We start from the raw sequence: 20820 nt of genomic DNA on the forward strand, positions 1-20820 counted from the left end.
GGCAATGGGTGTAGCATGAACGCGTTGATTGACCCACAGCCCTTCGCTGCGCCTCCGCAGTTGCCTTTCCCTTCGGAATAGGGCCGCTCGCTTTCATCACAGGCCGAACAACGCGGCCAGTCACGTGAAGACTGAACTCAGTCGCTCACACTCCTTTTCCCGATCGGTCGCAAGTTGATGCGGCCTCAAAGGTATTCTATGACAGCCGCTTTTCGTCTCTACCGTGGACTGGAAGTCTATCCGCTTGTCTTTCCGCATCGCGCCACCGAGCCTGGAAGCGGGCGGAATTACGATCAAGGGTTCGATGCGGCGGTTCGCATTCAAGACCCGGGCGCTTCGGGAGCATCCCCGCGCTGCCGCGTATTCAAGCTTGCGGTGAACAAGCCCTTCGAAAACACCGGCGACGCGCGGCGTGCGTCGACCGCCTATGCGGAGCACCTCATCGATAGGTGTTCGGAAGACACCGACATTCTCGCGCTCGAGGTCTAGGTCGCGCCTCGCTCGACGCCGGAACCCGCGGACAACATCGGCAGTTTGACCGACGATTCCCGGCAAGCTGACACCCAGGAAATAAATTGACTACGGTAACCCCCAAGCTGAACGAACCGATGGATGTCGCGTTGCGCCGCTTTCGACGCTCGATCGAGAGCACCGGCCTGATAAAGGAACTGCGGGCCAGAACGGCTTATGAAACACCGACTGCAAAACGCAAACGAAAGAAGGCCGCCGCTGTAGCGCGGCTCAGAAAGCAGATCAAACGGTCGTTGCCGCCGAGGAAGATGTACTGAGGCTGACATGCAGCCCAACGTTACCGCAATATTGCCCTGCACTGATCTCGATCGCACCGAGGCGTTTTCGTGCGGCTTGGTTTCCGGCGCGAGAATGATAGTCCGGATGACTATCGGATGCTCGCTGACGGCCTCGGCGGGCAAATTCATCTGAACCCGGCCGTCGCAGGGTGGCTCGTACCGGGCCGCAATCCGTTTGGACTTTACCTCTATCGCGAGGATGTAGACGCACTGGCCACGGTGTTTCGCCGCGAACTGCTCGGCAGCGGCGACCCGAGCGACAAACCTTGGGACATGTACGAGTTCGCGCTCAACGGCCCCGATGACTTGCTCGTCAGAGTGGGTTGGCCAACGCGCCTGCGCTAGCCTTTTCCAAATGCGCGATGTACGGCCGTCAGTGAGGAACCCGTTCGCCGGATCGTAGCGTCAAGACCTTCACGCCCTTCGGCACGACCGCCACGGTGTGCTCGAACTGCGCGGACAGTTGCCCGTCCCGCGTGACGACCGTCCAACCGTCGTCTTCGGTCCGAACGGAATGTCTTCCTTGATTGATCATCGGCTCGATGGTGAACACCATGCCTTCTTGCAACCGCAGGCCCGTGTTCGGCTTTCCCCAGTGCAATACCTGCGGATCTTCGTGCATTTCCCGCCCGATGCCATGTCCGCAATACTCTCGTACGACCGAATAACCGTGTCTGCGTGCGTGCCGTTCGATGGCATGACCTACGTCGCCAAGCGTGGCGCCGGGGCGCACGGCCTTGATCCCTTTCCACATCGCTTCATAGGTCACTTGCACGAGCCGCTTCGCTAGCGGCGACACGTCTCCCACAAGGTAGGTCTTACTGGAATCGGCGATGTAGCCGTTCTTTTCCAGGGTGATGTCGAAATTGACGATGTCGCCGTCTTGCAGGATTTCGGTGGCGGACGGAACACCATGACAGACAACGTTGTTGCGCGAGGAATTGAGCGCGTAGGCGAAGCCGTACTGACCTTTGCTCGCGGGCCGGGCGCTCAGTTCGGTCACGATGAAGCGATCGACGAGATCGTTGACCTGCAAGGTGGACATGCCGATCAGACTCATTTGATCTAGATAGCCGAATACGCGCGCCAGCAACTGGCCCGACTCCGCCATCAATGCGATTTCTTCCGGGCGTTTCGTCATGCCAACGCCGCCTTGAAGCTTTTCGCCACGACACCTGCCGCTTTCAGTTCGCGGGTAGCGATTTCATTGAAGCTCAGCGTCGGATTCATTTCGCACAGCATGCCGATCCTGATCCAAAAGGCCGCCTGTGCGTTGATCGAACGGCACGACACCGCGCTCGCTTTGCGTATCTGGTCGTGCAAGTCGTCGTCGATGTTCACGATGCCCATGGCATTTCCTTTCACTTAGTATATGAAACGTATACGAATCATATAGTCGGTGGGACGGAGTGCCAAGGGTTTTTTTTATTTTCGATCTGCCGGCCTACGCCGCGCTTGCCTGCGCGGCCTCCCGCAGCGCACCCAGCGCTAGGCCGTCCTGCCTGAACAAATGCGCGTGCCGCACGGAAAATCCCACCTCGATGCGCTGTCCGTCGGCCGCGGCGGATTCGCCCGATCCCTTCACTTGAATCGTGCCGCCGCCCGCGAGCCCCACATGCGATAGCGTTTCGCCGCCTAGGTGCTCGACAACGATCACCTCGCCCGCGAAGCGTGCGTCGCAGCCGTCGGCGCCGTTCTCCATCAAATGCTCCGGACGCACGCCGAGCGTGAGCTTATCGCCCGTTCGCACACCGTCGGATGCGCGAGGGACGGTGAGCGCCGCGCCGCCGGGCAGCGCGATCGTTACGCCGGCGCCATCGGCCGCACTCACTTGCACATCGATGAAGTTCATCTTCGGCGACCCGATGAACCCGGCGACGAACCGGTTGCGCGGGTTCCGATACAACTCGAGCGGCGAGCCGATCTGCTCGACCGCGCCGTGATTGAGCACGACGATGCGATCGGCCATCGTCATCGCTTCCGTTTGATCGTGCGTCACGTAGATCATCGTCGCGTTCAGTTGCTTGTGAAGCTTGATGAGCTCGAGCCGCATCTGCACGCGAAGCGCGGCATCGAGATTCGACAGCGGCTCATCGAACAGAAAGACCTTGGGCTCGCGCACGATCGCTCGGCCGATCGCCACGCGCTGTCGTTGCCCGCCGGACAATGCGCGCGGACGGCGCTCGAGCAATTGACCGATCTGAAGTATTTGCGCTGCGCCGTTCACGCGCCGGTCGATTTCGCTTTGCGGCATCTTGAGCATCCGTAAGCCGAACGCGATGTTCTCGTACACCGACATGTGCGGATAAAGCGCATATGACTGGAACACCATGGCGACGCCGCGCTCGGAGGGCTCGACTTCGGTCACGTCTTCGCCGCCGATCAGGATGCGCCCAGAATCGACGCGCTCCAAGCCGGCAATGGTGCGAAGCAACGTGGACTTGCCGCAGCCGGACGGACCGACGAAAACGAGAAACTCGTGCTCGTTCACTTCAATGTCGACACCCTTGAGCACCTCGGCGCCGGAGAACGTTTTGCGGATTTGCTGCAACTGCACTGCGCTCATTTCGTGTCTCCTACGAATGTCGCATCTCACACGTTGTCGGCGCGTGTCGCACGCGCTCCGGCTTGATGCCCGCGGCCACTTCATCGTGCAGTGCCGCAAGGACTCCTAATGAATTTCTTCTTGACAAGCGTCGTGCGCCAAAATATACATTTGAAAAAACGAAATTACAAGTGAAACGCGCGCCACCGGAGGGTCGCCGGACGCGCCGAAGTCGCATGACGCAGTACCGAGTGTCCGCATGCGTCGGGACCACCGAAGCCTGACGCTGAATCGATAACAAACCCGCTTTGAATCGGATCGGGAGCGAGCGCGCCGCGTGCTCGTCGCGGTCGACAAGGAGACAATCGATGAGCAAACGGTTCTTGCAGCGAAACATGGCGATGGCGTCGTTGGCCGCCGCATCGTTTCTGGTGGCGGCCCATGCTTCGGCATGGACGTTGAAGGAGGCCGCTGCGCCTTACTCGGGCACGACCCTCCACGCGATCTTCCTCGATCGGCCAGGCTATGCGGCCGCCGAAAAGTTGATCCCGCAGTTCGAGAAAGAGACCGGCATTACGATCAAGTGGGACGTCGTGCCGTACGAGAGCACGCGCCAAAAAGAGGTGCTCAATTTCGTCAGCGGCGGCGCGCAGGATATCGTGCTGGTCGATGTCGTGTGGATCGGCGAATTCGCCAGCAACAAGTGGCTCGTGCCGATCAAGAAGTTCACCGATGATCCCAAGCTCGCCGATCCCAATTTGAATCTGCAGGGCTTTTTCCCGATCCTGCTCGATTCGTTCGGCTCGTGGAACAAGGTCACATACGGGCTGCCGTTCGACAACTATTCGGGCCTCATGTTCTACAACAAGTGCATGCTCAAGCAGGCGGGATTCGACGAGCCGCCTAAGACTTGGGATGACCTGCTGAACGTCTACGCGCCGAAACTCACGAATGCCGGCAAGAACCAATATGCATTCGCGCTGCAGTCGCGGCGCGGCGAGACGCAATCGGCCGATAGCTTCATGCGTATGCTCTGGCCGAACGGCGGTTCCTTGCTCGACGCAAAATTCAAGTCGAACCTGATGTCGCCGCAATCCCAAGCGGGGCTCGAGTACCGGCAAAAGCTCATGAAGTACATGCCGCCGGGTATCGTCGATTTCGATCACGCCGAGGCCGTCAATGCACTTGCGCAAGGGCAAGTGGCGATGATCACCGAATGGTCGGCGTTCTATCCCACGTTGACCGACCCTTCGAAGTCCAAGCTGGGCGATTGCCTCGGCATCGCGACGGAGCCGCGCGGCCCGGCGGGCCTGAAGCCGGCGTTGGGCGGCTTCTCGCTGGCCGTCAACGCGAAGTCGAGCGCGAAGAAGCAAGCGGCGGCCTGGCTCTTTATCCAGTGGATCACCTCCGAGCAGATGGCCAAACCGTATCTCGAAGCGGGCGGCGTGCCGGCGCGTATGGCGGTGTACAAAGACCCGGCCTTGCAGCAGAAGTATCCGTTCGTGAAGCCGATGGTGGAATCCTGGCAAGGCGGGGTGCCCGACTACCGGCCGCGCTTCCCCGAATGGCCCGCGATCTCCGAGATCATCGGCGAGTGGGGCACGAAGATGATGCTGGGCGACGTATCGGTCAAGGAGGGGGCGCAGACCATCGGCTCGAAGATGGAAGCCATCCTGCAGAAAGCCGGCTACTACGACGGCAAGAAGCCGCTGCTCAAGTGAGTCGCGCACTTCGTCTAGCGTGAACCGGAGATCGTCATGCTGAACGGTACCGTGTCGCACGCGGGGCGCGAGCCGGCCGCACGCAAGCGCGTGCGGTCGCGGCTGCGGCCGCGTTCGCCCGCGTTTTGGTTTCTGTTTCCGGCCGTGTTCGCATTGGCCGTGATCGGCGTCTATCCGCTGCTGGTCGCGCTCTATAACTCCGTGCATCAGTACCGGCTCGCCGATCTCGAGTCGGGCACGCCGTTCGTCGGGCTCGACAATTACGTGGCCACGCTGACCGATGCGACGTTTTGGCAAGCCCTCGGCCGCACGATGCTGTTCCTGTGCTTGACGTTGCCGATCGAGATCGCGCTCGGCCTATTCGCCGCTCTGATGCTGCACCGGTCCGGGCTCGCCTGGATGCGGGCCGTCGCCCGCGTCGGGCTCGTGGTGCCCATGGCGACGACCTATGCGGTGGTCGGGCTCATCGGCCGGCTCGTTTTCAATCGTCAGTTCGGCGTCGCCAACTATTTGCTCGGCTTCTTCGGCGTTCGCCCGCTCGACTGGCTCGGCGATCCCACGCTCGCCTACGTCTCGGTGATGATCATGGACGTGTGGCAATGGACGCCGTTTTGCGCGCTGATCCTGCTTGCCGGGCTGACGATGGTGCCGAAGGAGGCCGAGGAAGCGGCGCGGCTCGAGACGCGCAAGCGCTTGACGATCCTTTGGCACATCGAGCGGCCGTATCTGCTACCCGGACTGACCGCGATCTTGATTCTGAGGTCGGCGGACATGCTCAAGATGTTCGACGCCGTCTACACGATGACGCGCGGCGGCCCGGGGGCGGCCACCGAGTTCATCAGCGTCTATATCGAAAGAATCGGCTTTCGCTTGTTCGATCAAGGCTTGGCCTCCGCGCAAGCGATGCTGCTGCTCGTGCTGACGATCGTACTGTCGCGCCTGTACATTCGCTACATCTACCGGGAGGTCGCATGAGCGTGTCCTTCTTAGGGCTGCTGACGCTCGGCGCCGCGCCGCGCTCGAACCGCGCGCGTGCCGAGCGCCGGCGTGCAACGCTATGGCATGGCTTCGCGCTGCTCATCGTATTCCTGTCGTCGGTGTTTCCTTTCTATTGGATGGTGACGACGAGCTTGAAGACGCAAGCCGATGCGCTCGCCTATCCTCCGCTGTGGCGGTTCTCCCCCACGCTGAAACACTACGGCGATGCGCTTTTCCGGCACGACGTGGGCGCAAGCCTCGTCAACTCGCTGATCGTCGCCAGCAGCACGACGGTGCTGGCGATCTTGCTCGGCACGCCGGCTGCCTACGCGCTCGCGCGGTTCGAGTTTCGCGGCAAGCGAGACCTGTGGTTCTGGTTCATTTCGAATCGCATGGTCAGTCCCGTCGTGCTGGCGGTGCCGTTCTTCTTGATCGCGACCAAGCTCGATCTGATCGACACGCATATCGTGCTGATCCTGCTTTACCTCACGTTTTCGCTGCCGATCGTGATCTGGATCTGCACCGATCAGTTCCGCAACGTCCCGATCGAACTCGACGAGGCCGCGCGGCTCGACGGCGCGTCGCCCTGGCGTGTGTTCTGGCGCATCAACCTGCCGCTCGCGATGCCGGGCATCGTCGTCTCGGCCATCTTCGCGTTCATCTTTTCGTGGAACGACTTGCTCTATGCCCTGGTGCTGACGCGCGACAACGCCGCCACGTCTCCGGTGGCCGCCACCAACTACATGAGCGGCTATGAATTGCCTTGGGGCGAAATCATGGCGACAGGCACGCTGATCGTGCTGCCGATGGTGATCTTCGCGCTGCTGGTTTCGGGCCGGCTCGTGCAAGGTCTCACGATGGGCGCTGTGAAATGAACTGTTTGGTATAACGTCCGTTTTCTCTCGGCGAGACCTTTTGACATCATGGGCAAGACCACCCCATCCGCACCGCCAGTCGAACTCGATGAGGGCGTCGACAGCGAAGAGGAACTGCAAACGCGCGTGGCCTGGCATTACTACGTGGGCAACATGACGCAGCAGGAGATCGCCCAGCTGCTCGGCACGAACCGCGTGCGTGTGAACCGGCTGCTCGCGGCGGGCCGCGAAGCGGGGCTCGTGCGCATCACGATCAATAGCCGCATCGCGCCTTGCGTGGCGCTCGAGGAGCAGCTAGTCGAGCGCTTCTCGCTTCAAACGGCCATCGTGGTGCCGAGCGGCGCGACCTACGAGGCGACGATGGCCGCGCTCGGCATCGGCGCGGCCAACTACCTGACTCAGCACATCGCGGCCGGCCATACGATCGGGCTCGGCTGGGGCAGAACGATTCGCGCGGTGCTGCGTGCATTGCCGCAGCGCGCTTATGGGCCGCTCTCCGCGGTTTCGCTGCAAGGCGGTCTTGCGCATTGCCCGAGCATCAATACGTTCGACATCGTGTCCGACTTCGCCGACCTATGTCATGCCGATGGCTACCTGTTCGCCGCGCCGATCTACGTCAGCAGTCAGAAAGTACGCGACATCATTCTTCAGGAAGACGCCGTGCGCGGGACCTATGAGCTGGCGCGCCGGGCCGATCTGGCGCTGGTCACCGCGGGAGATCTCACGGAATCGCTCGTCATCACATACGGCGTGAAAGACCCCGAGGATTTGCGCACGCTGCGCAACGCGGGCGCCGTGGGCGACGTGCTCGGCCATTTCGTCGATGAGAACGGCAAGCTCATCAACCATCCCTTGAATCGCCGCACGGTGGCGATCGCGCTCGACGATTTGCGCGGTATCAAGCGAGTCGTGCTCGCGAGCGGCGGCGCGCAGAAATTCTTCGTCACGCGGGCGGCGCTGCGCGGCGGCTACGTGTCGGTGCTCGTGACCGACGAGGACACGGCGCGGCGGCTCTGCGAGGAGCCGTGATGGTGGAGCGTAACGGACATACCGTAAGGACGACCGATCATGAGCTCGACGAATGCGGTTGACCGCCGCGATGAATTTTTCGGCAAGCGCGCCCTCGTCACGGGGGCCGGCAAAGGTATCGGCCGCGCGACGGCGTTGCTCCTCGCGGCGCGCGGCGCGCGCGTCGTCGCGCTGAGCCGTTCCGCGGACGATCTGCGCGCGCTCGAGCTGGAGATCGGGTGCGAGACGCATGCGGTCGATCTCGCCGACACAGCGGCCACGCGCGCCGCGGCGCTCGCCGCACAGCCGATCGATTTGCTCGTCAATAATGCGGGCATCGCGCGCTTGCAGCCGTTTCTCGATCTCGACGTCGAAGCGTTCGACGAAACGATGGCCGTGAACGTGCGCGCCGCGATGATCGTGGGGCAAGTTTGCGCGCGCAGCATGATCGAGCGTGGGGCGGGCGGCGCGATCGTCAATGTATCGAGCATTTCGGCGCAGATCGGCTTCGCGCTGCACGCCGCTTACTGCGCATCGAAGGCCGCGCTGGATGCGCTCACACGCGTGATGGCCGTGGAGCTCGGCGAGCACGGCATACGCGTCAATTCGATCAATCCGACCGTCACGTTGACGCCGATGGCCGAGAAGGCATGGGGCGATCCGGGGAAGGCGGCCCAGATGCTTTCGCGCATTCCTTTAAACCGGTTCGTCAAACCCGATGAAGTGGCGCAAGCGATCGCCTACTTGCTCGGCGACGAATCGCGCATGATCAACGGCGTCAGTTTGGCCGTGGATGGCGGTTTTCTCGCGCGGTGAACCCGTGCGCTCATTTCCTTTCTCATTTCAAGCGAGTCGACTATGAGTGAACCGAACGAGACGGCGCACATGACGGCCGTCGTCTGCCATGCCCCGAAGGATTACCGCGTCGAACGCGTCGCGCGGCCGCGGCCCGGCCCGAACGAGCTCGTCATCCGAATCGCCGCGTGCGGCATCTGCGCGAGCGATTGCAAATGCTTCTCCGGCGCGAAAATGTTCTGGGGCGGGCCGAACCCTTGGGTGAAGGCTCCCGTGATTCCTGGGCACGAGTTCTTTGGGTACGTGGAGGAGCTAGGCGAGGGCGCGGAGCAGCACTTCGGCGTGAAGGTGGGCGAGCGCGTGATCGCGGAACAGATCGTGCCGTGCGGGAAGTGCCGCTACTGCAAGTCGGGCCAATACTGGATGTGCGAGGTGCACAATATTTTCGGCTTCCAGCGCGAGGTCGCCGACGGCGGCATGGCCGAATACATGCGCTTTCCGCCGACGGCGATCGTGCACAAGATCCCAGACGGTATTTCGATCGAGGATGCCGCCATCATCGAGCCGCTCGCGTGCGCGATTCATACCGTCAACCGGGGCGACATTCAGCTCGACGACGTGGTGGTGATCGCGGGCGCCGGACCGCTCGGGCTCATGATGACGCAGGTGGCCCATCTGAAGACGCCCAAAACGCTCGTGGTGATCGATCTCGTAGACGAGCGACTGGCGCTTGCCCGCGAGTATGGCGCCGACGTCACGATCAATCCGAAGACGGACGATGCGCTGTCGATCGTTCGTTCGCTCACCGACCAATACGGCTGCGATGTCTACATCGAAACGACTGGCGTACCGGCGGGTGTGCCGCAGGGCTTGGAGCTCATTCGCAAGCTGGGGCGGTTCGTCGAGTTTTCGGTGTTCGGTGCGGAAACTTCGGTCGACTGGTCGATCATCGGCGATCGAAAGGAACTCGACGTACGCGGCGCACACCTCGGCCCTTATTGCTATCCGATCGCGATCGATCTGCTTGCGCGCGGGCTGGTCACGTCGAAGGGTATCGTCACGCACGGCTTCTCGCTGGATGAATGGGAGGAGGCCATCAAGGTCGCGAATTCGCTCGATTCGATCAAGGTGCTGATGCGGCCCGGCGATCGGCCGCGCACGTAAGGATCGATCGATCGTGCGCCGGCACTTGGGCGCGAACAGGCTTTGATCTGTATTCGGCATTTACAGACGATTTCCTGTATGGATTCGTCCTACAGGTGCTATACTGTATTTGCCATTTACAGGAAATTTTCTGTTTTCGCACACTCACCGTGGATTACCCCGTCAAGACTCCTCAGCAGCTCCGCCCGCTCCTGGTGGGCTTTCGCAAGGCGGCCGGCTTGACGCAGGCGCAGTTGGCGGCGCGGTTGGGCGTCACCCAGCAAACCTATGCCCAGCTGGAAGCAAAACCCGAATCTGCCAGCCTGGATCGGCTTTATCTGGTTCTAAAGCTGCTCGACGTCAACCTCGTTTTGGCCCATGTGTCGGGCACGGCGACGGTCGAGAATCCTGTTGCGGAGCGTGCCAAGCGCGTTGGGGGGGCCGCCTCGGCGAAGCGGCCGGCTGCGATGAAGCGTGGCGCTGGATCAAACAAGCCGGCCGCCGCCAAGGCCGGTATTAAACGCACAGCCAAGCGGGCCGAAACTCCGCCGAAAGGTCGCACTACCGAGCCTTTGCCTATCGCCTCGGTCGTCAAGAAGCGGGAGAAGTGGTAGGGATGGGTCGAAGAGCGCAATCAAAAAGCCTGGAACTGTGGATGAATGGTATTCCCGTGGGAACATGGGAGACCACGCGCGACGGTGAGAAGCTCACGTACTTCGAGTCCTGGGTCGAGGACGAGCAAGGGCGCCCCCTCTCGCTGTCATTGCCATTTACGCCCGGTAACCAGCCGCATCGCGGCAAGGTTGTTTCAGACTATTTCGACAACCTGCTCCCCGACAGCAAAGCTATCCGCGAGCGTATCGCCGCACGCCATAAAACCGGCGGCACGTCTCCCTTCGAGCTATTGTCCGCCTTGGGGCGTGACTGCGCCGGCGCGATCCAGATGCTGCCGCCCGGCGAGCGGCCGGTCGATCTGCAGCGGATTCGCGGAAAGCCCATGAGGGAGGCTGACATCGCTCGTTTGCTTCGGGATGTTACCGCTCCGCCGCTTGGCCAGCACGAGCCCATCGACGATCTTCGTCTCTCGATCGCAGGGGCGCAGGAGAAAAGTGCGCTGCTGTGGCATGGCAATCAATGGCTCCGGCCCGAGGGAAGCACGCCCACTACGCACATCTTCAAACTCGCGCTCGGGCTGGTCGGAAACATGCGTGCAGACATGCGCTCATCCATCGAGAACGAATGGCTGTGCTCGAAAATAGTCGCCGCCTACGGCTTGCCGATCGCTCACTGCGAGATCGGCGCTTTCGAAGATCAGAAAGCGCTTGTGGTGGCGAGATTCGACCGCAAACTGGCGAGTGACGGTTCTTGGATCCTGCGACTTCCTCAAGAGGATATGTGCCAGGCTACTGGCACGTCCCCCAACAGCAAATACGAATCCGACGGCGGCCCAGGTATCGACAAGATTATGGGGATCCTCGCGGGCTCGGAGCAGGCCAGGGTCGATCGATCCAATTTTTTCAAAGCGCAGATCGTTTTTTGGATTCTCGCGGCGACTGACGGCCATGCGAAGAATTTCAGCATCGCGCATCTCGAGTCGAACCGTTACATAGCCACACCGCTCTACGACGTGCTATCCGCGCACCCTATCATTGGGAAGGGGCGGAACCAGTTTTCTCCCCTCCGAGTCAAGCTTGCCATGGCCGTGCGGAGCAAGAACGCACACTATCTGATCAGCGAGATCCGCCGACGTCATTGGGTTGCGCAAGGGCAGCGTGTCACGCTCGCGGCGGAGGAGGTCGACGAGATGATCGGTACGTTGACCGGAATGACGGAGGCGGTGATCGACGACGTAGCGGCGAAGTTGCCGAGCGGTTTCCCCATGGATGTCGCGGACAAGATCTTCGACGGTATGCGAAGGCAAGCCCGCAAGCTCGCTGCACAATAGCTAGTCCTTCTCTCTTCAGGACTTTGCGCGTCACGCGCGCACTGACGCCGAGGCCAGCCTGACCGTGCCCGTCTTCGGGCGGCCTGAGCTTGTTTCTGATCCATCCCTCAATGTCGCAGAAGCCGCGCTACGGTTGAGAGAAAGTCGTCCATGTGGGCAGGTTTGCGCAGGCAAGCGTCCCACAACTGGACCTCGGGCGTACCGGCGTCGACGTGCGCCGACGTATGCAGTGCGATGGGGATGTGCGCCCACTCCGGATGCGCGCGCACCGAACGGCACAACGATAGGCCGTCCATGTCGGGCATCATAAAGTCCGTGACGATCAGATCCGGCAGTTGGCGTTGCATCTGCGCCAGCGCGTCGCATCCGTCGCGGGCGCATCCAACCTCGTAGCCCGCGTACGTCAGCGCAAAGCTCAAAGCCTCGAGTAGTTCGTATTCGTCGTCAACCAGTAGGACACGCTTCATTGCTCGTTCGAGATCCGAATGATCGATCCACGACATTGCGAAGTTCGTGCCTGCGCGACGCTCTTGCGCAGCCGCTGGCTACGGCCGTCCGGGGCCGATCCTGCGCACAACGATCTCGATCAGCTTCGGCGGCGGGTAGGGTTTGCGCAGTACGGCAAGAAAAAGATCCTTGTCCTCGTCCGACAGCGCATCGGGCGCGGCCGTGCACAAAACGATCGGCACCGCCGCTAGCTTTTCGTTGCGCCGCAGCGCCTGTGCGAGCTCCAAGCCGGACATGACCGGCATCATCAGATCCGTGATGATCAAGTCCGGCTGCAGTTGTTCGGCCGTCTCCAGTGCTTCTTTGCCGGTGCGGGCAGCATGCACCGCATACCCTTCGCGCCAGAAAAGAAACGAAAGGAAATCGGTGACAAGCGACTCGTCGTCGACGACAAGCAAGGTAGTCATGCGTTGATCCGTCGCCTATCGGCAGTCGACCCCGGTACGCACCGATGCGGTGATAGGCGCAGTGCCGGTGACCCGCAGCCCCATGCCGCTCCCCGCGATCTCGAACTCCACGACGGACGTATCGAAGATGCTGTCGCGAACCTTGAGCACTTTCATGCCCCGGCGCAGCGTATCGTCGGTCAGGGTGTGGTGCAGCGCGATCACATTGTCGATTTGGCTCAAGATTTCCGGGGACGGATTGGTGATCCACGGGCCTGAAAGTTCCTTGACCTCCCACGTGCAAATCGTCGTCACGCCTATCGAGCGCAATTCGTTCGATAGGGCGGCGAAGAATTCGACCATTCGGTGCGGATCCACCGTTGCTCGCTCGAAGCCGGCGAGCCCGTCCAGAAACAGCCGACGTGCGCCGGTGGATCGCACCGCGTGGAGCAATTCGTGCGCCAGCTTGTCCAGCAGATTTTCGGTGAGCGGCCGCCACATGACGGTGAGCGCGTTGGATGCGATCATGGCCTGCAGGTCGATGCCGAGGGCCGAGGCTTTCGCCGCCAGCCGTTGCGGCGTTTCGTAGAAGCCGAAGTGCACGGCCGGCTGCTGCGGCGTGGCCTCGTGCAGGAAGCCCAGGCCGAACGTCGTTTTTCCGCTGCCCGCGGGCCCGACTACAACGGAAACGGAATGCGCGGGCAAGCCGCCGCCCATGCGTTCGTCCAGCCCTTGCACTCCTGTGCTGAGCCTGTCGGGCGGCGCCGTGTCGTGGCCGGAAGGTTGCGCGAGCGCCGCTTCGAGGCGCGGATAGACGTCGATGCCGCGATTCGTGATTTCGAACAGATGGAAGCCGCCGAGCGCGCGGCTGCCGCGCGACTTCGCCACTCTCATGCGCCGCACCGTGCGCGAGCCGGCTTCGGCTTCCTCGAGTTGAAAGACGCCGTCCACCATCGTGTGTTCGGGGCTGGACTCGTCGATGCGGGCGCTTGTCAGGAACAGCACCGTGCAGCCGGTGAAGGCAGCGTGCCCTTGAAGCTCCGCGACGAACGTCTTGACGTCCAGGTTGTTGTTGGCGGTTTCGCGCGCCGTCAGCAAGCCGTCCAACACGAGAGTGGTGGCGCCTTGACGACTGAGTTCGCCGCGCAGCATTTCGACGAGCGCACGCAACCCTTCTTCCCGCAGCGTCCGCAATAGGCTGATGAACGTGATGTCTTTGCCGACCCTGGCGGCGTCGAAAAAATCGAGCGTCGAAAGCGACTGGAACAGGCGATCGTGGGACTCGGCGAGCAGCGTGACGTACAAGACCTTATGGCCTTGTCTGGCCTGCGCGAAGGCGAGTTGATTGGCAAGGATCGTCTTTCCTGCGCCGGGGCGCCCCTGGATGATGTACGACGAACCCGCGATTAGGCCGCCGCCGCAAATTTCATCGAAGCCCGGAACGTCACTGCGCAGTCGCGCCGGCACATTTTCCATTGCGTTGGGGATCTGTTGGTTGAAGGGCGAGAAAATATGACCGCTTTGGCAAGCACCAGCAGCGCATTGCGGCGACTGCCCGCGTCGTCGATTTTCGAAGTCTACCGCAGCTCGTGGAGGCCTGGAAGGAGACGAGGCTTGCGCGAAGGCAGTGGAAGTCAGCGATGGCAGTAGCGGGATCGGAGCGCCCGCACCCTGCCTGTCACCACCGCAGGCAACGCGGCGCGATGGCCGCGCCGATGGCTGTCGTGAAGACGATCGCAAGTACGTACCAGACGCCCCAGAAGGGCACCGCCATCTCGGCGCAGTAGAGCGAATAGACGAGCACGCCCTGCGCACCCGCCAGCAAGCCCGCGCCCGCGCCTGCCAGCGCGAGACGCGTCGGCGCGAGTTGCCTCATCGCGTGCATCATCGCGGCAAGGGAGGGCAGCGAAAGCAGCACGATGCTCGCCGTGGTCGTACGCCAAGTCGTGCCGAGCATCAATTGAAGCCGATAGCCCGGCGGCGTCGCCATCAGGATGCCGGCGGCGGCGAACAACATTGCGGCAATGGGTAACGCCGCCGCCAACCAAGCGAGCCCGAGCGAAGCGCCGGGACGGCCCAGCCTGTCCGCTAGGTGTATGGCCCCGGCGATGATGGAAAGCGGGAACGCGAGCCGCGTCCAGAACATCGTCGTCAGGATGAGTTCGGGCATGTCGCTGCGCACGCCGTAGAGCAGGACCAGCAATATCGCGCTGCCGGCAAGGCCCAGCATCAGCGCGCGATTGAGCACCCTGGAGACCGCGTTGCGTTCGACGGGCGACACATCGCTCGCCAGCCGGGCGACCAGATCGCGCGTTTTCATGATCGGCTCGCGCGATCTCCGAGCAGGTAGTCGATCGAGACGCGGCCCGGACCCCACGCGGCGATGCCGAGCGCCATGGCGGCCCATGTGATGTGGATGGGCCAGCCGTCGGGCACGGTCAGCTCGATGATGCAAGTCATCAAGAGCAGACCGATGGCGGCGAAGCGCGTGCCGAGCCCCAGCACGAGGAATACCGGGAACGCGACTTCGCCGCAGGCGGACAGAAACGCGAATACCGCGGGAGCCGGGAACGGGTACGGCCCGCCGGGCAAATGGAGCTTGAATTCTTCCGTGAACAAATCGACGGCGGTGTCGTTCAGCTGCAGGAAGCCGTGCCATTTGAGAATGCCCGATCGCCAAAACGGCACGGCCAGCGCGAGGCGCAATACGAGCTGCACGAACGACGGTTGGGCGAGCCGTTCGACGGCGCGCCGCGCGCGTCCGATCATGCGCGCGACGCCGCTCGGAAAGGGCGGGGTGGAGGTAGGTCGAGTCGACATGGTGATCACGCTCCTAATTCGATGGCGCTGAACACGCCTGCTGAAATCATGGCCGAGAGGTTGGCCGCCAAATCGAAAGCTTCGCTTTCACCGAAGGCCGATTGCACCGCGGCGCCAAGCGGCTCGCCTTCGAGAAGCGTCGCGAGAAATGCCGCGCCGCCCGGGGGCAGGCACGAGACGATCACGTCGTGGTCGGGCCGCGTCACGAGCGCGTCTTCCGCATCGCTGGAATTGAGCGGGGTCACGGGGCCGTCCGAGCGATTCATCGCGAAGATCGCGACCGCGGGATACGGTGAACGAACGATCCTTGCAGCCGGATGCGGGACGAATCGCACTTGTGCAAGGGCCGCATGATCGATGCTTGCGAGCGATTGCGCCGAAAGCGGCGCGGCGTCCGCCGCATGATAGGCATCGAGCCAAGCGCGTTCGATGCGCGCGGTGTCCGCCAGCCATGGCATGTCTCGCGCGTATTCATAAGCTTCGATGAATGCGGGGAAGTCCCGCCCGTATTCGAATAGCAGCGGGGAGATGGGCGGCGTCTCGCGCACGTGAAAGCGCGCCATCGCACGAAAGAATTCGACGCCCGTGATGCGCTGCACGGCGGGATAGATCGCTGCCAATGCGTCGATGAGGCTGACTGTAACGTTGTTGCGGTAAACGTTGTATCGCTTGACGACGCCTTTGCCGCGCGCACTCGTGGCGTCCTCGGGCGCACCCAACTCGGGGTTCGTCAAACCCGGCGCGAATGTCGCTGCATAGTCCCGCACTTCGTATGCTTCGTATTCAAGCTTCATGGGCGGCTGGCTCCGAGTGCGCGGGTCGAGGCTCGAGCGCGTCATGGCCCGCGCGATCCGTCATGATTTGCCGGGCCGTCATGGCCTGCATCCGCAGCTCGGGCCAGGAAGGCAAATCGCTGTCCCATTCGACGAGCGTCGGTACCGGCCCGGTCGTCTCGATTACACTTCGGTAAAGCGCCCAAACAGGCTCCGCCACCGCCCGGTCATGGCTATCGATGAGCAGCGGGGCGTCTTCGTCGTCGCGTTGCTCGCTGTGGCCGGCAAGATGAATTTCGCCGACGTGCTCGAGCGGAAACTGCGCGAGATAGTCGAGGGCCGAATAGCCGTGATTCGTCGCCGATACGAAGACGTTGTTGACGTCGAGCAGCAGCGCGCATCCCGTGCGCTGCGCCACGGCGCGGATGAATTCGGGTTCGCTCATCGTCGACGATGCGAACGTCAGATAGGTCGACGGATTTTCGAGCAGCATCGTTCGCCCGATCGCCTCTTGCGCTTCATCGATGTGCTCGCACACCTTATCGAGCGTCGCGTCCGTGTAAGGCAGCGGCAGCAGGTCGTTGAAAAACGCGCCACCGTGCGAGGACCAGGCGAGATGTTCGGAAACCCACCGCGGTTCATAGCGTGCAACCAACGCACGAAAGCGCGCGAGGTGGTCGCGATCGAGCGCATTCGGCCCGCCGATCGACATGCCCACGCCATGCAGCGAGATCGGATAGTGCTCGCGCAGCGCGGTCAGGGCGCGGTGTACGGGCCCGCCCGCGCCCATGTAATTCTCCGCGTGCACTTCGAAGAAGCCGTCCGGCAGGCCGTCTTCGAGAATCGCCGCGAGATGGGCGTGTTTGAAGCTGGCTCCGGCGAGCCCGGCCGCGCCGGGCGCCGTGCGACGAGAACGGCCGTACGCCTCGGGGGCCGCTGATTGGAGGGAGGCGTTCATGGCCGTCTCGTTGCGGTCGTCGCGCTTAAGACTTCATCGGCGTGAGCGAGCCGTGGCCGCCGCCCGGCACGACGATGCTCGCGCACGTGCCGCCTTGGACGAACTTCCACGAATTGCCTTGGAAGTCGACCGTCGACGTACCCTGGCACGTCGTGCCCGGGCCGGCGGCGCAGTCGTTTTGCCCTTTGAGCGCGACGCCGTAGCACTTCTCTTTATGAGCGGCGACGGCCGCCGTCGCTTCGGCTTTCGTCAACGGCGCTGCGTGGGCGGCCGAAGCGAGCAAGGTGGCGACGGCGCTGGCGAGCAGGGCGGAACTGACAGTGATCTTTGCGGACATGGATGTTCTCCGATGATTGATATGGAAGGTATCCGTCGTGGATACGTGGGTTAATTCGTGCGCTGCCGTCCGCTGGTTACAGCGATCGCAAAATTTTTTTTAGATGTCCAGGCATCCGCGGTGGCGGATCGGGTTCGACGATGGTTCAGATCGGTTGGACGCCGCGATACAGCGGCAGGTATGGCGGGGGAAGAGAGAGGGGAGTCGGCGGGCCGGCATGCGCCCGCCGGCGATCACCAACGCAGAAGGCGCGGGCCTAAAACGGCTCCGAGGGCGGCGGGCAGGGCCATGCCCAGCACGTACCATACGCTCCAGAACGCCGGGCTCATTTCAGGGCAGTGGAAGCAGTAAGCGACGGTTCCGATGGAACTGGCGAGCAACCCGGCTACGGCGCCGGTCACGCCCAATCGGGTTGGCGCCAGCCCCTTGATGGCCCAGAAAATGGCGGCGAACCCGGGAAGGGAAAGCAGAACGATATTGAACGGGCAGCTTTTCCAGGATTGCCCGAGTACCACGGCCAGGCGATCGTGGGGCGCGACGGTGGCGACGATGGCGAGGCCTGCGATCCATACGAGGATTACCGGTGCGCCCATGACCGGCCAACCGATCGTCACACGCCCACCGGGGCGCGCAAGCCGTGTCGCGCCGATCAACGCGCCAATCGCGATACACAGCGGGAATGCGAGCTTTTCCCAGAAGATCGCCGTGCGCGCGACGGCGGCGAGGTCCGGGCGGATGCCGTACACGGCGATCATCAAGAGCGTGGCGCCGATCGCGGCGATGGGCAATGAAATGGCGAACCGCTGCGCCGGCACGCCGCGCTTGACGGGTGCGATGCCGGTAGCGAGCAAGTCGACGAGATCGTCCGTTCTCATGCGACCCCCCGCACCCGCACGGCCAGCGCCTTGAGCCCGCGGTGAATGCTGACCTTGACGGCCGACTCGGTCAGCCCGGTCAGGCGCGCGGCCTCGGCCACGGAAAGCCCCTCGAGCTTGACGTGAAGAATGGAAAGACGCTGCTTGTCGGGTAGGTGGTCGAGCAGTTTCCCGATGTCGCGCCGCGCGTCGGCCCGCTCGTCGTCGGCCTCCGCGAAAATCGCGTCTTCATCGTCGAGCGGATCGTGCAGCCATTCGCGCCGTGTGCGCGTCCTGAAGAAATCCATCAATTTATAGCGGGCTATCGCGTGGACCCACGCGGTCAGCGGCTCGTCGGGCCGAAAGGTATGGCGAGCATTATGCACGGCCAGCAGGATTTCCTGAACGAGGTCCTCGACATCGTCGTGGAATTGCGGAATCCGTTTGCGCAGGTAGCCGCGCAAGTGCCGCGTCAATTCCGCTAAAAACGAACGGTAGTCGGGAGCGTTGCCCTCGAGGCCGCTCACGAACAAGGCTTTAAGACGCGACTCGGCTGAATACAAGGGGCGGTCTCCGGAGTCACAGCGCGCGAAAGTCGATCATGGTGTTCCGAAGCGTCTCAATGCACGAAATTGCACGACATGCGCGCCTCGAATCTGTCGAATGGCTTACGGCGAGGAGGGCGCGCGGGTGGTTTTAGATCGCTTGTTTTAGAATATCGTAATGCTCGTGGCGTTGCAATCCGACGCGCGGCGGAACGTGCAATTGCTGGAGGCGCCATGGCCCGTCCTCGGGAGTTTGATGAACACGCGGTGCTCGACGCCGCCGTTTACCGGTTTTGGCGGTATGGGTACGAAGCGACGTCGGTGCGGGAGCTGGCCCAGGAGATGGGCATCACGGGTGCGAGCCTGTACAACGCGTTCGGAGACAAGCGCTCGCTCTTTCGGCGCGCGCTGGCGTTCTACGTGGAAAACAGCTTCGGCGACCGAGTCGCGCGTTTCGAGCACGCCCTATCGCCGCTCGCGGCCATCGAGGCGTTCTTCAAGGAGATCATCGATCGTTCGGTGGCCGATCAAGATCGCAAGGGATGTCTGCTCGTCAATTCGGCGTTGGAAGTGGCGCCGCACGATCCCGATTTCCGGGCGACGGTGAGCGAGGTGCTGCAGCGTGTCGAGGGATTCTTTCGCCGCTGCTTGCGGGCCGGTCAGCAAAGCGGCGAGATCGCCCAAGGGCAATGCGCCGACGATCTGGCCCGCATGCTGCTCGGCATACATCTGGGCATTCGCGTGCTCGCACGGACGCGGCCCGACCGGGCGCTGCTCGACGGCGTCGCGCGGCCGGCGCTGGCGCTCCTGCGCCCCGCTCACAGCGAAAAGGCGTGACGCCCTGGCAGGCAACGTCACGCTTAGGTCGCCGATTCGATCAGCGCGTTGAGCGGGGCCGTTCGGGCCCGGGCGTGCCGCGGGGTTCTCTCAACGAAAAAGCGCTAGCCGGTGTTCAGCGAGCTTGCGCATAGCGCGGTGCGGGGGCGTTGCTCGACAAAAGGTTCGACATCGCGCGCCGCGCCCCTTCGAAGGCCTCCCACTTGTCCCCATCGTGCAGCGACGGGATCGTTACGAGTTCGCCGCGATCGAAGCCGACCAGCGCGGCATCGACCATGTTCTCGGCCGACATCACGATCGCTTTGTCGAGGTGCTCGAGCGGCAGGCCGCCCGTCTGCCAGAAATCGGTGGCCGTCGCGCCGGGCAGGACGGCCTGGACGCGGATACCTTTGGCGCCGAGTTCATGTTGAAGCGATTGGCTGAATGCGAGCACGTACGCCTTGCTGCCGCCATACACTCCGTTGAGCACTTCGGGTGCGAGCGCAACGATCGACGAGATATTGATGATCTCGCCCTTGCCGCGCGACAGAAAGCCGGGCACGGCGGCGTACGTCAGACGCGTGAGCGCCGTCACGTTCAGATCGATCATGCGGGACATCGCATCGACGTCGCTCTCCACGAGCGGCGTGTGCGTACCGACGCCCGCGTTGTTCACGAGCAGCGTGATCGTGGCGTCGTCCTTGAGCTTGGCTTCGACGCTTGCTACGCCGCCCTTCTCGCCGAGATCCGCGACGAGCAGTTCAACGTTGCGCCGCGTCTCGGTCGTGATGCGGCTGGCCAGCGCGGCGAGGCGTTCGCGGTTGCGCGCCACGAGCACGAGGTCATAGCCGCGCCGCGCGAGACGCTCGGCATAGACAGCGCCGATGCCCGAAGAAGCGCCTGTGATCAGCGCCGTGCCAAGGTAGGTTGGGTTCATGTTTCGCTCCGGTTCAGAAGATGGTGTGAGCGAATTGTGGAACAGGCAGCGTGCATCTCAAATGACGT

26 protein-coding genes are annotated in these 20820 nt (G+C 62.8%); 12 read left to right on the plus strand and 14 right to left on the minus strand.

Annotated features, from left to right (window positions below; translation table 11 throughout):
- The first annotated feature begins 198 nt into the window (after positions 1-198).
- The 3 genes from ACTHNR_RS25315 (at position 199) to ACTHNR_RS25325 (ending at position 1154) form a co-directional block, all read left to right on the plus strand.
- Entirely contained in the window at positions 199-489 is a 291-nt protein-coding gene (locus tag ACTHNR_RS25315) for a hypothetical protein (RefSeq protein WP_440551336.1), read from the plus strand.
- A 119-nt stretch (positions 490-608) separates the two neighbouring features.
- Positions 609-788 (plus strand): 30S ribosomal protein S21, encoded by a 180-nt coding sequence (gene rpsU / locus ACTHNR_RS25320; protein WP_440551549.1) that lies wholly within the window; start codon positions 609-611, stop codon positions 786-788.
- A gap of 117 nt (positions 789-905) precedes the next feature.
- Positions 906-1154, plus strand: a complete 249-nt coding sequence (locus ACTHNR_RS25325) for a hypothetical protein (RefSeq protein WP_440551338.1) — start codon at positions 906-908, stop codon at positions 1152-1154.
- A 28-nt stretch (positions 1155-1182) separates the two neighbouring features.
- Here ACTHNR_RS25325 and map read toward each other — a convergent pair whose 3' ends face one another.
- The 3 genes from map to ACTHNR_RS25340 all read right to left on the minus strand — a co-directional run bounded on the left by map (position 1183) and on the right by ACTHNR_RS25340 (position 3375).
- Positions 1183-1950, minus strand: coding sequence for a type I methionyl aminopeptidase (gene map / locus ACTHNR_RS25330; RefSeq protein WP_440551341.1), 768 nt, complete (start codon positions 1948-1950; stop codon positions 1183-1185).
- Positions 1947-2159 (minus strand): ParD-like family protein, encoded by a 213-nt coding sequence (locus ACTHNR_RS25335; protein WP_440551343.1) that lies wholly within the window; start codon positions 2157-2159, stop codon positions 1947-1949. Before ACTHNR_RS25335 ends, map begins: the two co-directional genes overlap by 4 nt.
- A gap of 94 nt (positions 2160-2253) precedes the next feature.
- Positions 2254-3375 carry an ABC transporter ATP-binding protein gene (locus ACTHNR_RS25340; protein WP_440551346.1) on the minus strand — a complete coding sequence of 374 codons (1122 nt, stop codon included), beginning with the start codon at positions 3373-3375 and terminating at the stop codon, positions 2254-2256.
- A gap of 347 nt (positions 3376-3722) precedes the next feature.
- Here ACTHNR_RS25340 and ACTHNR_RS25345 point away from each other — a divergent pair, with 347 nt between their 5' ends.
- The 8 genes from ACTHNR_RS25345 (at position 3723) to ACTHNR_RS25380 (ending at position 11819) form a co-directional block, all read left to right on the plus strand.
- Positions 3723-5075 (plus strand): ABC transporter substrate-binding protein, encoded by a 1353-nt coding sequence (locus ACTHNR_RS25345; protein WP_440551349.1) that lies wholly within the window; start codon positions 3723-3725, stop codon positions 5073-5075.
- A 36-nt stretch (positions 5076-5111) separates the two neighbouring features.
- Positions 5112-6050 carry a carbohydrate ABC transporter permease gene (locus tag ACTHNR_RS25350; protein WP_440551350.1) on the plus strand — a complete coding sequence of 313 codons (939 nt, stop codon included), beginning with the start codon at positions 5112-5114 and terminating at the stop codon, positions 6048-6050.
- Positions 6047-6928: a carbohydrate ABC transporter permease gene (locus ACTHNR_RS25355; protein WP_440551352.1), complete on the plus strand. Its 882-nt coding sequence runs from the start codon at positions 6047-6049 to the stop codon at positions 6926-6928. Before ACTHNR_RS25350 ends, ACTHNR_RS25355 begins: the two co-directional genes overlap by 4 nt.
- A gap of 48 nt (positions 6929-6976) precedes the next feature.
- Positions 6977-7957, plus strand: coding sequence for a sugar-binding transcriptional regulator (locus ACTHNR_RS25360; RefSeq protein WP_440551354.1), 981 nt, complete (start codon positions 6977-6979; stop codon positions 7955-7957).
- Positions 7958-7996: 39 nt separating this feature from the next.
- Positions 7997-8752, plus strand: coding sequence for an SDR family oxidoreductase (locus tag ACTHNR_RS25365; RefSeq protein WP_440551357.1), 756 nt, complete (start codon positions 7997-7999; stop codon positions 8750-8752).
- A 42-nt stretch (positions 8753-8794) separates the two neighbouring features.
- Positions 8795-9895, plus strand: coding sequence for an alcohol dehydrogenase catalytic domain-containing protein (locus tag ACTHNR_RS25370; protein WP_440551359.1), 1101 nt, complete (start codon positions 8795-8797; stop codon positions 9893-9895).
- A gap of 149 nt (positions 9896-10044) precedes the next feature.
- Positions 10045-10488 (plus strand): helix-turn-helix transcriptional regulator, encoded by a 444-nt coding sequence (locus ACTHNR_RS25375; RefSeq protein ID WP_440551362.1) that lies wholly within the window; start codon positions 10045-10047, stop codon positions 10486-10488.
- 2 nt (positions 10489-10490) lie between these two features.
- The gene (locus tag ACTHNR_RS25380) at positions 10491-11819 is read left to right on the plus strand and encodes a type II toxin-antitoxin system HipA family toxin (RefSeq protein WP_440551364.1); all 1329 of its coding nucleotides are present in this window, start codon (positions 10491-10493) and stop codon (positions 11817-11819) included.
- Between the two features lie 107 nt (positions 11820-11926).
- On the opposite strand, the gene ACTHNR_RS25385 is transcribed toward ACTHNR_RS25380, so the two are convergent.
- The 10 genes from ACTHNR_RS25385 to ACTHNR_RS25430 form a co-directional block, all read right to left on the minus strand.
- A complete protein-coding gene (locus tag ACTHNR_RS25385) occupies positions 11927-12322 on the minus strand; it encodes a response regulator (protein ID WP_440551367.1) in 396 nt (131 codons plus the stop codon).
- Between the two features lie 42 nt (positions 12323-12364).
- Positions 12365-12733 carry a response regulator gene (locus ACTHNR_RS25390; RefSeq protein WP_440551370.1) on the minus strand — a complete coding sequence of 123 codons (369 nt, stop codon included), beginning with the start codon at positions 12731-12733 and terminating at the stop codon, positions 12365-12367.
- A 15-nt stretch (positions 12734-12748) separates the two neighbouring features.
- Positions 12749-14188 carry an RAD55 family ATPase gene (locus ACTHNR_RS25395; protein WP_440551372.1) on the minus strand — a complete coding sequence of 480 codons (1440 nt, stop codon included), beginning with the start codon at positions 14186-14188 and terminating at the stop codon, positions 12749-12751.
- A 202-nt stretch (positions 14189-14390) separates the two neighbouring features.
- Positions 14391-15032, minus strand: a complete 642-nt coding sequence (locus ACTHNR_RS25400) for a DUF1109 domain-containing protein (RefSeq protein ID WP_440551374.1) — start codon at positions 15030-15032, stop codon at positions 14391-14393.
- Positions 15029-15481, minus strand: a complete 453-nt coding sequence (locus tag ACTHNR_RS25405) for a DoxX family protein (RefSeq protein WP_440551552.1) — start codon at positions 15479-15481, stop codon at positions 15029-15031. Before ACTHNR_RS25405 ends, ACTHNR_RS25400 begins: the two co-directional genes overlap by 4 nt.
- 56 nt (positions 15482-15537) lie before the next feature.
- Complete coding sequence (locus ACTHNR_RS25410; RefSeq protein ID WP_440551376.1) at positions 15538-16326, minus strand: HvfC/BufC family peptide modification chaperone; 789 nt, start codon at positions 16324-16326, stop codon at positions 15538-15540.
- Positions 16316-17263: an MNIO family bufferin maturase gene (bufB, locus tag ACTHNR_RS25415; protein WP_440551378.1), complete on the minus strand. Its 948-nt coding sequence runs from the start codon at positions 17261-17263 to the stop codon at positions 16316-16318. The genes ACTHNR_RS25410 and bufB overlap by 11 nt, the downstream gene beginning before the upstream one ends.
- Before the next feature lie 25 nt (positions 17264-17288).
- Positions 17289-17600, minus strand: coding sequence for a BufA1 family periplasmic bufferin-type metallophore (locus ACTHNR_RS25420; RefSeq protein ID WP_440551380.1), 312 nt, complete (start codon positions 17598-17600; stop codon positions 17289-17291).
- 233 nt (positions 17601-17833) lie between these two features.
- Positions 17834-18475, minus strand: coding sequence for a DUF1109 domain-containing protein (locus tag ACTHNR_RS25425; protein ID WP_440551381.1), 642 nt, complete (start codon positions 18473-18475; stop codon positions 17834-17836).
- Complete coding sequence (locus tag ACTHNR_RS25430; RefSeq protein WP_440551382.1) at positions 18472-19017, minus strand: sigma-70 family RNA polymerase sigma factor; 546 nt, start codon at positions 19015-19017, stop codon at positions 18472-18474. The genes ACTHNR_RS25425 and ACTHNR_RS25430 overlap by 4 nt, the downstream gene beginning before the upstream one ends.
- A 216-nt stretch (positions 19018-19233) precedes the next feature.
- Here ACTHNR_RS25430 and ACTHNR_RS25435 point away from each other — a divergent pair, with 216 nt between their 5' ends.
- On the plus strand, positions 19234-19836 hold the full coding sequence (locus ACTHNR_RS25435) for a TetR/AcrR family transcriptional regulator (RefSeq protein WP_440551383.1): 603 nt from the start codon (positions 19234-19236) through the stop codon (positions 19834-19836).
- A 115-nt stretch (positions 19837-19951) separates the two neighbouring features.
- On the opposite strand, the gene ACTHNR_RS25440 is transcribed toward ACTHNR_RS25435, so the two are convergent.
- On the minus strand, positions 19952-20752 hold the full coding sequence (locus tag ACTHNR_RS25440) for an SDR family NAD(P)-dependent oxidoreductase (protein WP_440551385.1): 801 nt from the start codon (positions 20750-20752) through the stop codon (positions 19952-19954).
- Positions 20753-20820: the final 68 nt, after the last annotated feature.

Origin of the sequence: Trinickia sp., assembly GCF_051954495.1 — a bacterium.
GTDB lineage: Bacteria > Pseudomonadota > Gammaproteobacteria > Burkholderiales > Burkholderiaceae > Trinickia.

Excerpts from the sequence above, each read along its gene's own strand:
- ACTHNR_RS25355 (WP_440551352.1), top strand. The coding sequence starts at position 6,047 with ATGAGCGTGTCCTTCTTAGGGCTGCTGACGCTCGGCGCCGCGCCGCGC.
- ACTHNR_RS25435 (WP_440551383.1), top strand. The coding sequence starts at position 19,234 with ATGGCCCGTCCTCGGGAGTTTGATGAACACGCGGTGCTCGACGCCGCC.
- ACTHNR_RS25410 (WP_440551376.1), bottom strand. The coding sequence starts at position 16,326 with ATGAAGCTTGAATACGAAGCATACGAAGTGCGGGACTATGCAGCGACA.
- ACTHNR_RS25425 (WP_440551381.1), bottom strand. The coding sequence starts at position 18,475 with ATGAGAACGGACGATCTCGTCGACTTGCTCGCTACCGGCATCGCACCC.
- ACTHNR_RS25360 (WP_440551354.1), top strand. The coding sequence starts at position 6,977 with ATGGGCAAGACCACCCCATCCGCACCGCCAGTCGAACTCGATGAGGGC.
- map (WP_440551341.1), bottom strand. The coding sequence starts at position 1,950 with ATGACGAAACGCCCGGAAGAAATCGCATTGATGGCGGAGTCGGGCCAG.
- ACTHNR_RS25395 (WP_440551372.1), bottom strand. The coding sequence starts at position 14,188 with ATGGAAAATGTGCCGGCGCGACTGCGCAGTGACGTTCCGGGCTTCGAT.
- ACTHNR_RS25390 (WP_440551370.1), bottom strand. The coding sequence starts at position 12,733 with ATGACTACCTTGCTTGTCGTCGACGACGAGTCGCTTGTCACCGATTTC.
- ACTHNR_RS25315 (WP_440551336.1), top strand. The coding sequence starts at position 199 with ATGACAGCCGCTTTTCGTCTCTACCGTGGACTGGAAGTCTATCCGCTT.
- ACTHNR_RS25405 (WP_440551552.1), bottom strand. The coding sequence starts at position 15,481 with ATGATCGGACGCGCGCGGCGCGCCGTCGAACGGCTCGCCCAACCGTCG.
- ACTHNR_RS25420 (WP_440551380.1), bottom strand. The coding sequence starts at position 17,600 with ATGTCCGCAAAGATCACTGTCAGTTCCGCCCTGCTCGCCAGCGCCGTC.
- ACTHNR_RS25340 (WP_440551346.1), bottom strand. The coding sequence starts at position 3,375 with ATGAGCGCAGTGCAGTTGCAGCAAATCCGCAAAACGTTCTCCGGCGCC.
- ACTHNR_RS25345 (WP_440551349.1), top strand. The coding sequence starts at position 3,723 with ATGAGCAAACGGTTCTTGCAGCGAAACATGGCGATGGCGTCGTTGGCC.
- bufB (WP_440551378.1), bottom strand. The coding sequence starts at position 17,263 with ATGAACGCCTCCCTCCAATCAGCGGCCCCCGAGGCGTACGGCCGTTCT.
- ACTHNR_RS25370 (WP_440551359.1), top strand. The coding sequence starts at position 8,795 with ATGAGTGAACCGAACGAGACGGCGCACATGACGGCCGTCGTCTGCCAT.
- ACTHNR_RS25350 (WP_440551350.1), top strand. The coding sequence starts at position 5,112 with ATGCTGAACGGTACCGTGTCGCACGCGGGGCGCGAGCCGGCCGCACGC.
- ACTHNR_RS25335 (WP_440551343.1), bottom strand. The coding sequence starts at position 2,159 with ATGGGCATCGTGAACATCGACGACGACTTGCACGACCAGATACGCAAA.
- ACTHNR_RS25400 (WP_440551374.1), bottom strand. The coding sequence starts at position 15,032 with ATGAAAACGCGCGATCTGGTCGCCCGGCTGGCGAGCGATGTGTCGCCC.
- ACTHNR_RS25325 (WP_440551338.1), top strand. The coding sequence starts at position 906 with ATGCTCGCTGACGGCCTCGGCGGGCAAATTCATCTGAACCCGGCCGTC.
- ACTHNR_RS25385 (WP_440551367.1), bottom strand. The coding sequence starts at position 12,322 with ATGTCGTGGATCGATCATTCGGATCTCGAACGAGCAATGAAGCGTGTC.
- ACTHNR_RS25365 (WP_440551357.1), top strand. The coding sequence starts at position 7,997 with ATGAGCTCGACGAATGCGGTTGACCGCCGCGATGAATTTTTCGGCAAG.
- rpsU (WP_440551549.1), top strand. The coding sequence starts at position 609 with ATGGATGTCGCGTTGCGCCGCTTTCGACGCTCGATCGAGAGCACCGGC.
- ACTHNR_RS25440 (WP_440551385.1), bottom strand. The coding sequence starts at position 20,752 with ATGAACCCAACCTACCTTGGCACGGCGCTGATCACAGGCGCTTCTTCG.
- ACTHNR_RS25380 (WP_440551364.1), top strand. The coding sequence starts at position 10,491 with ATGGGTCGAAGAGCGCAATCAAAAAGCCTGGAACTGTGGATGAATGGT.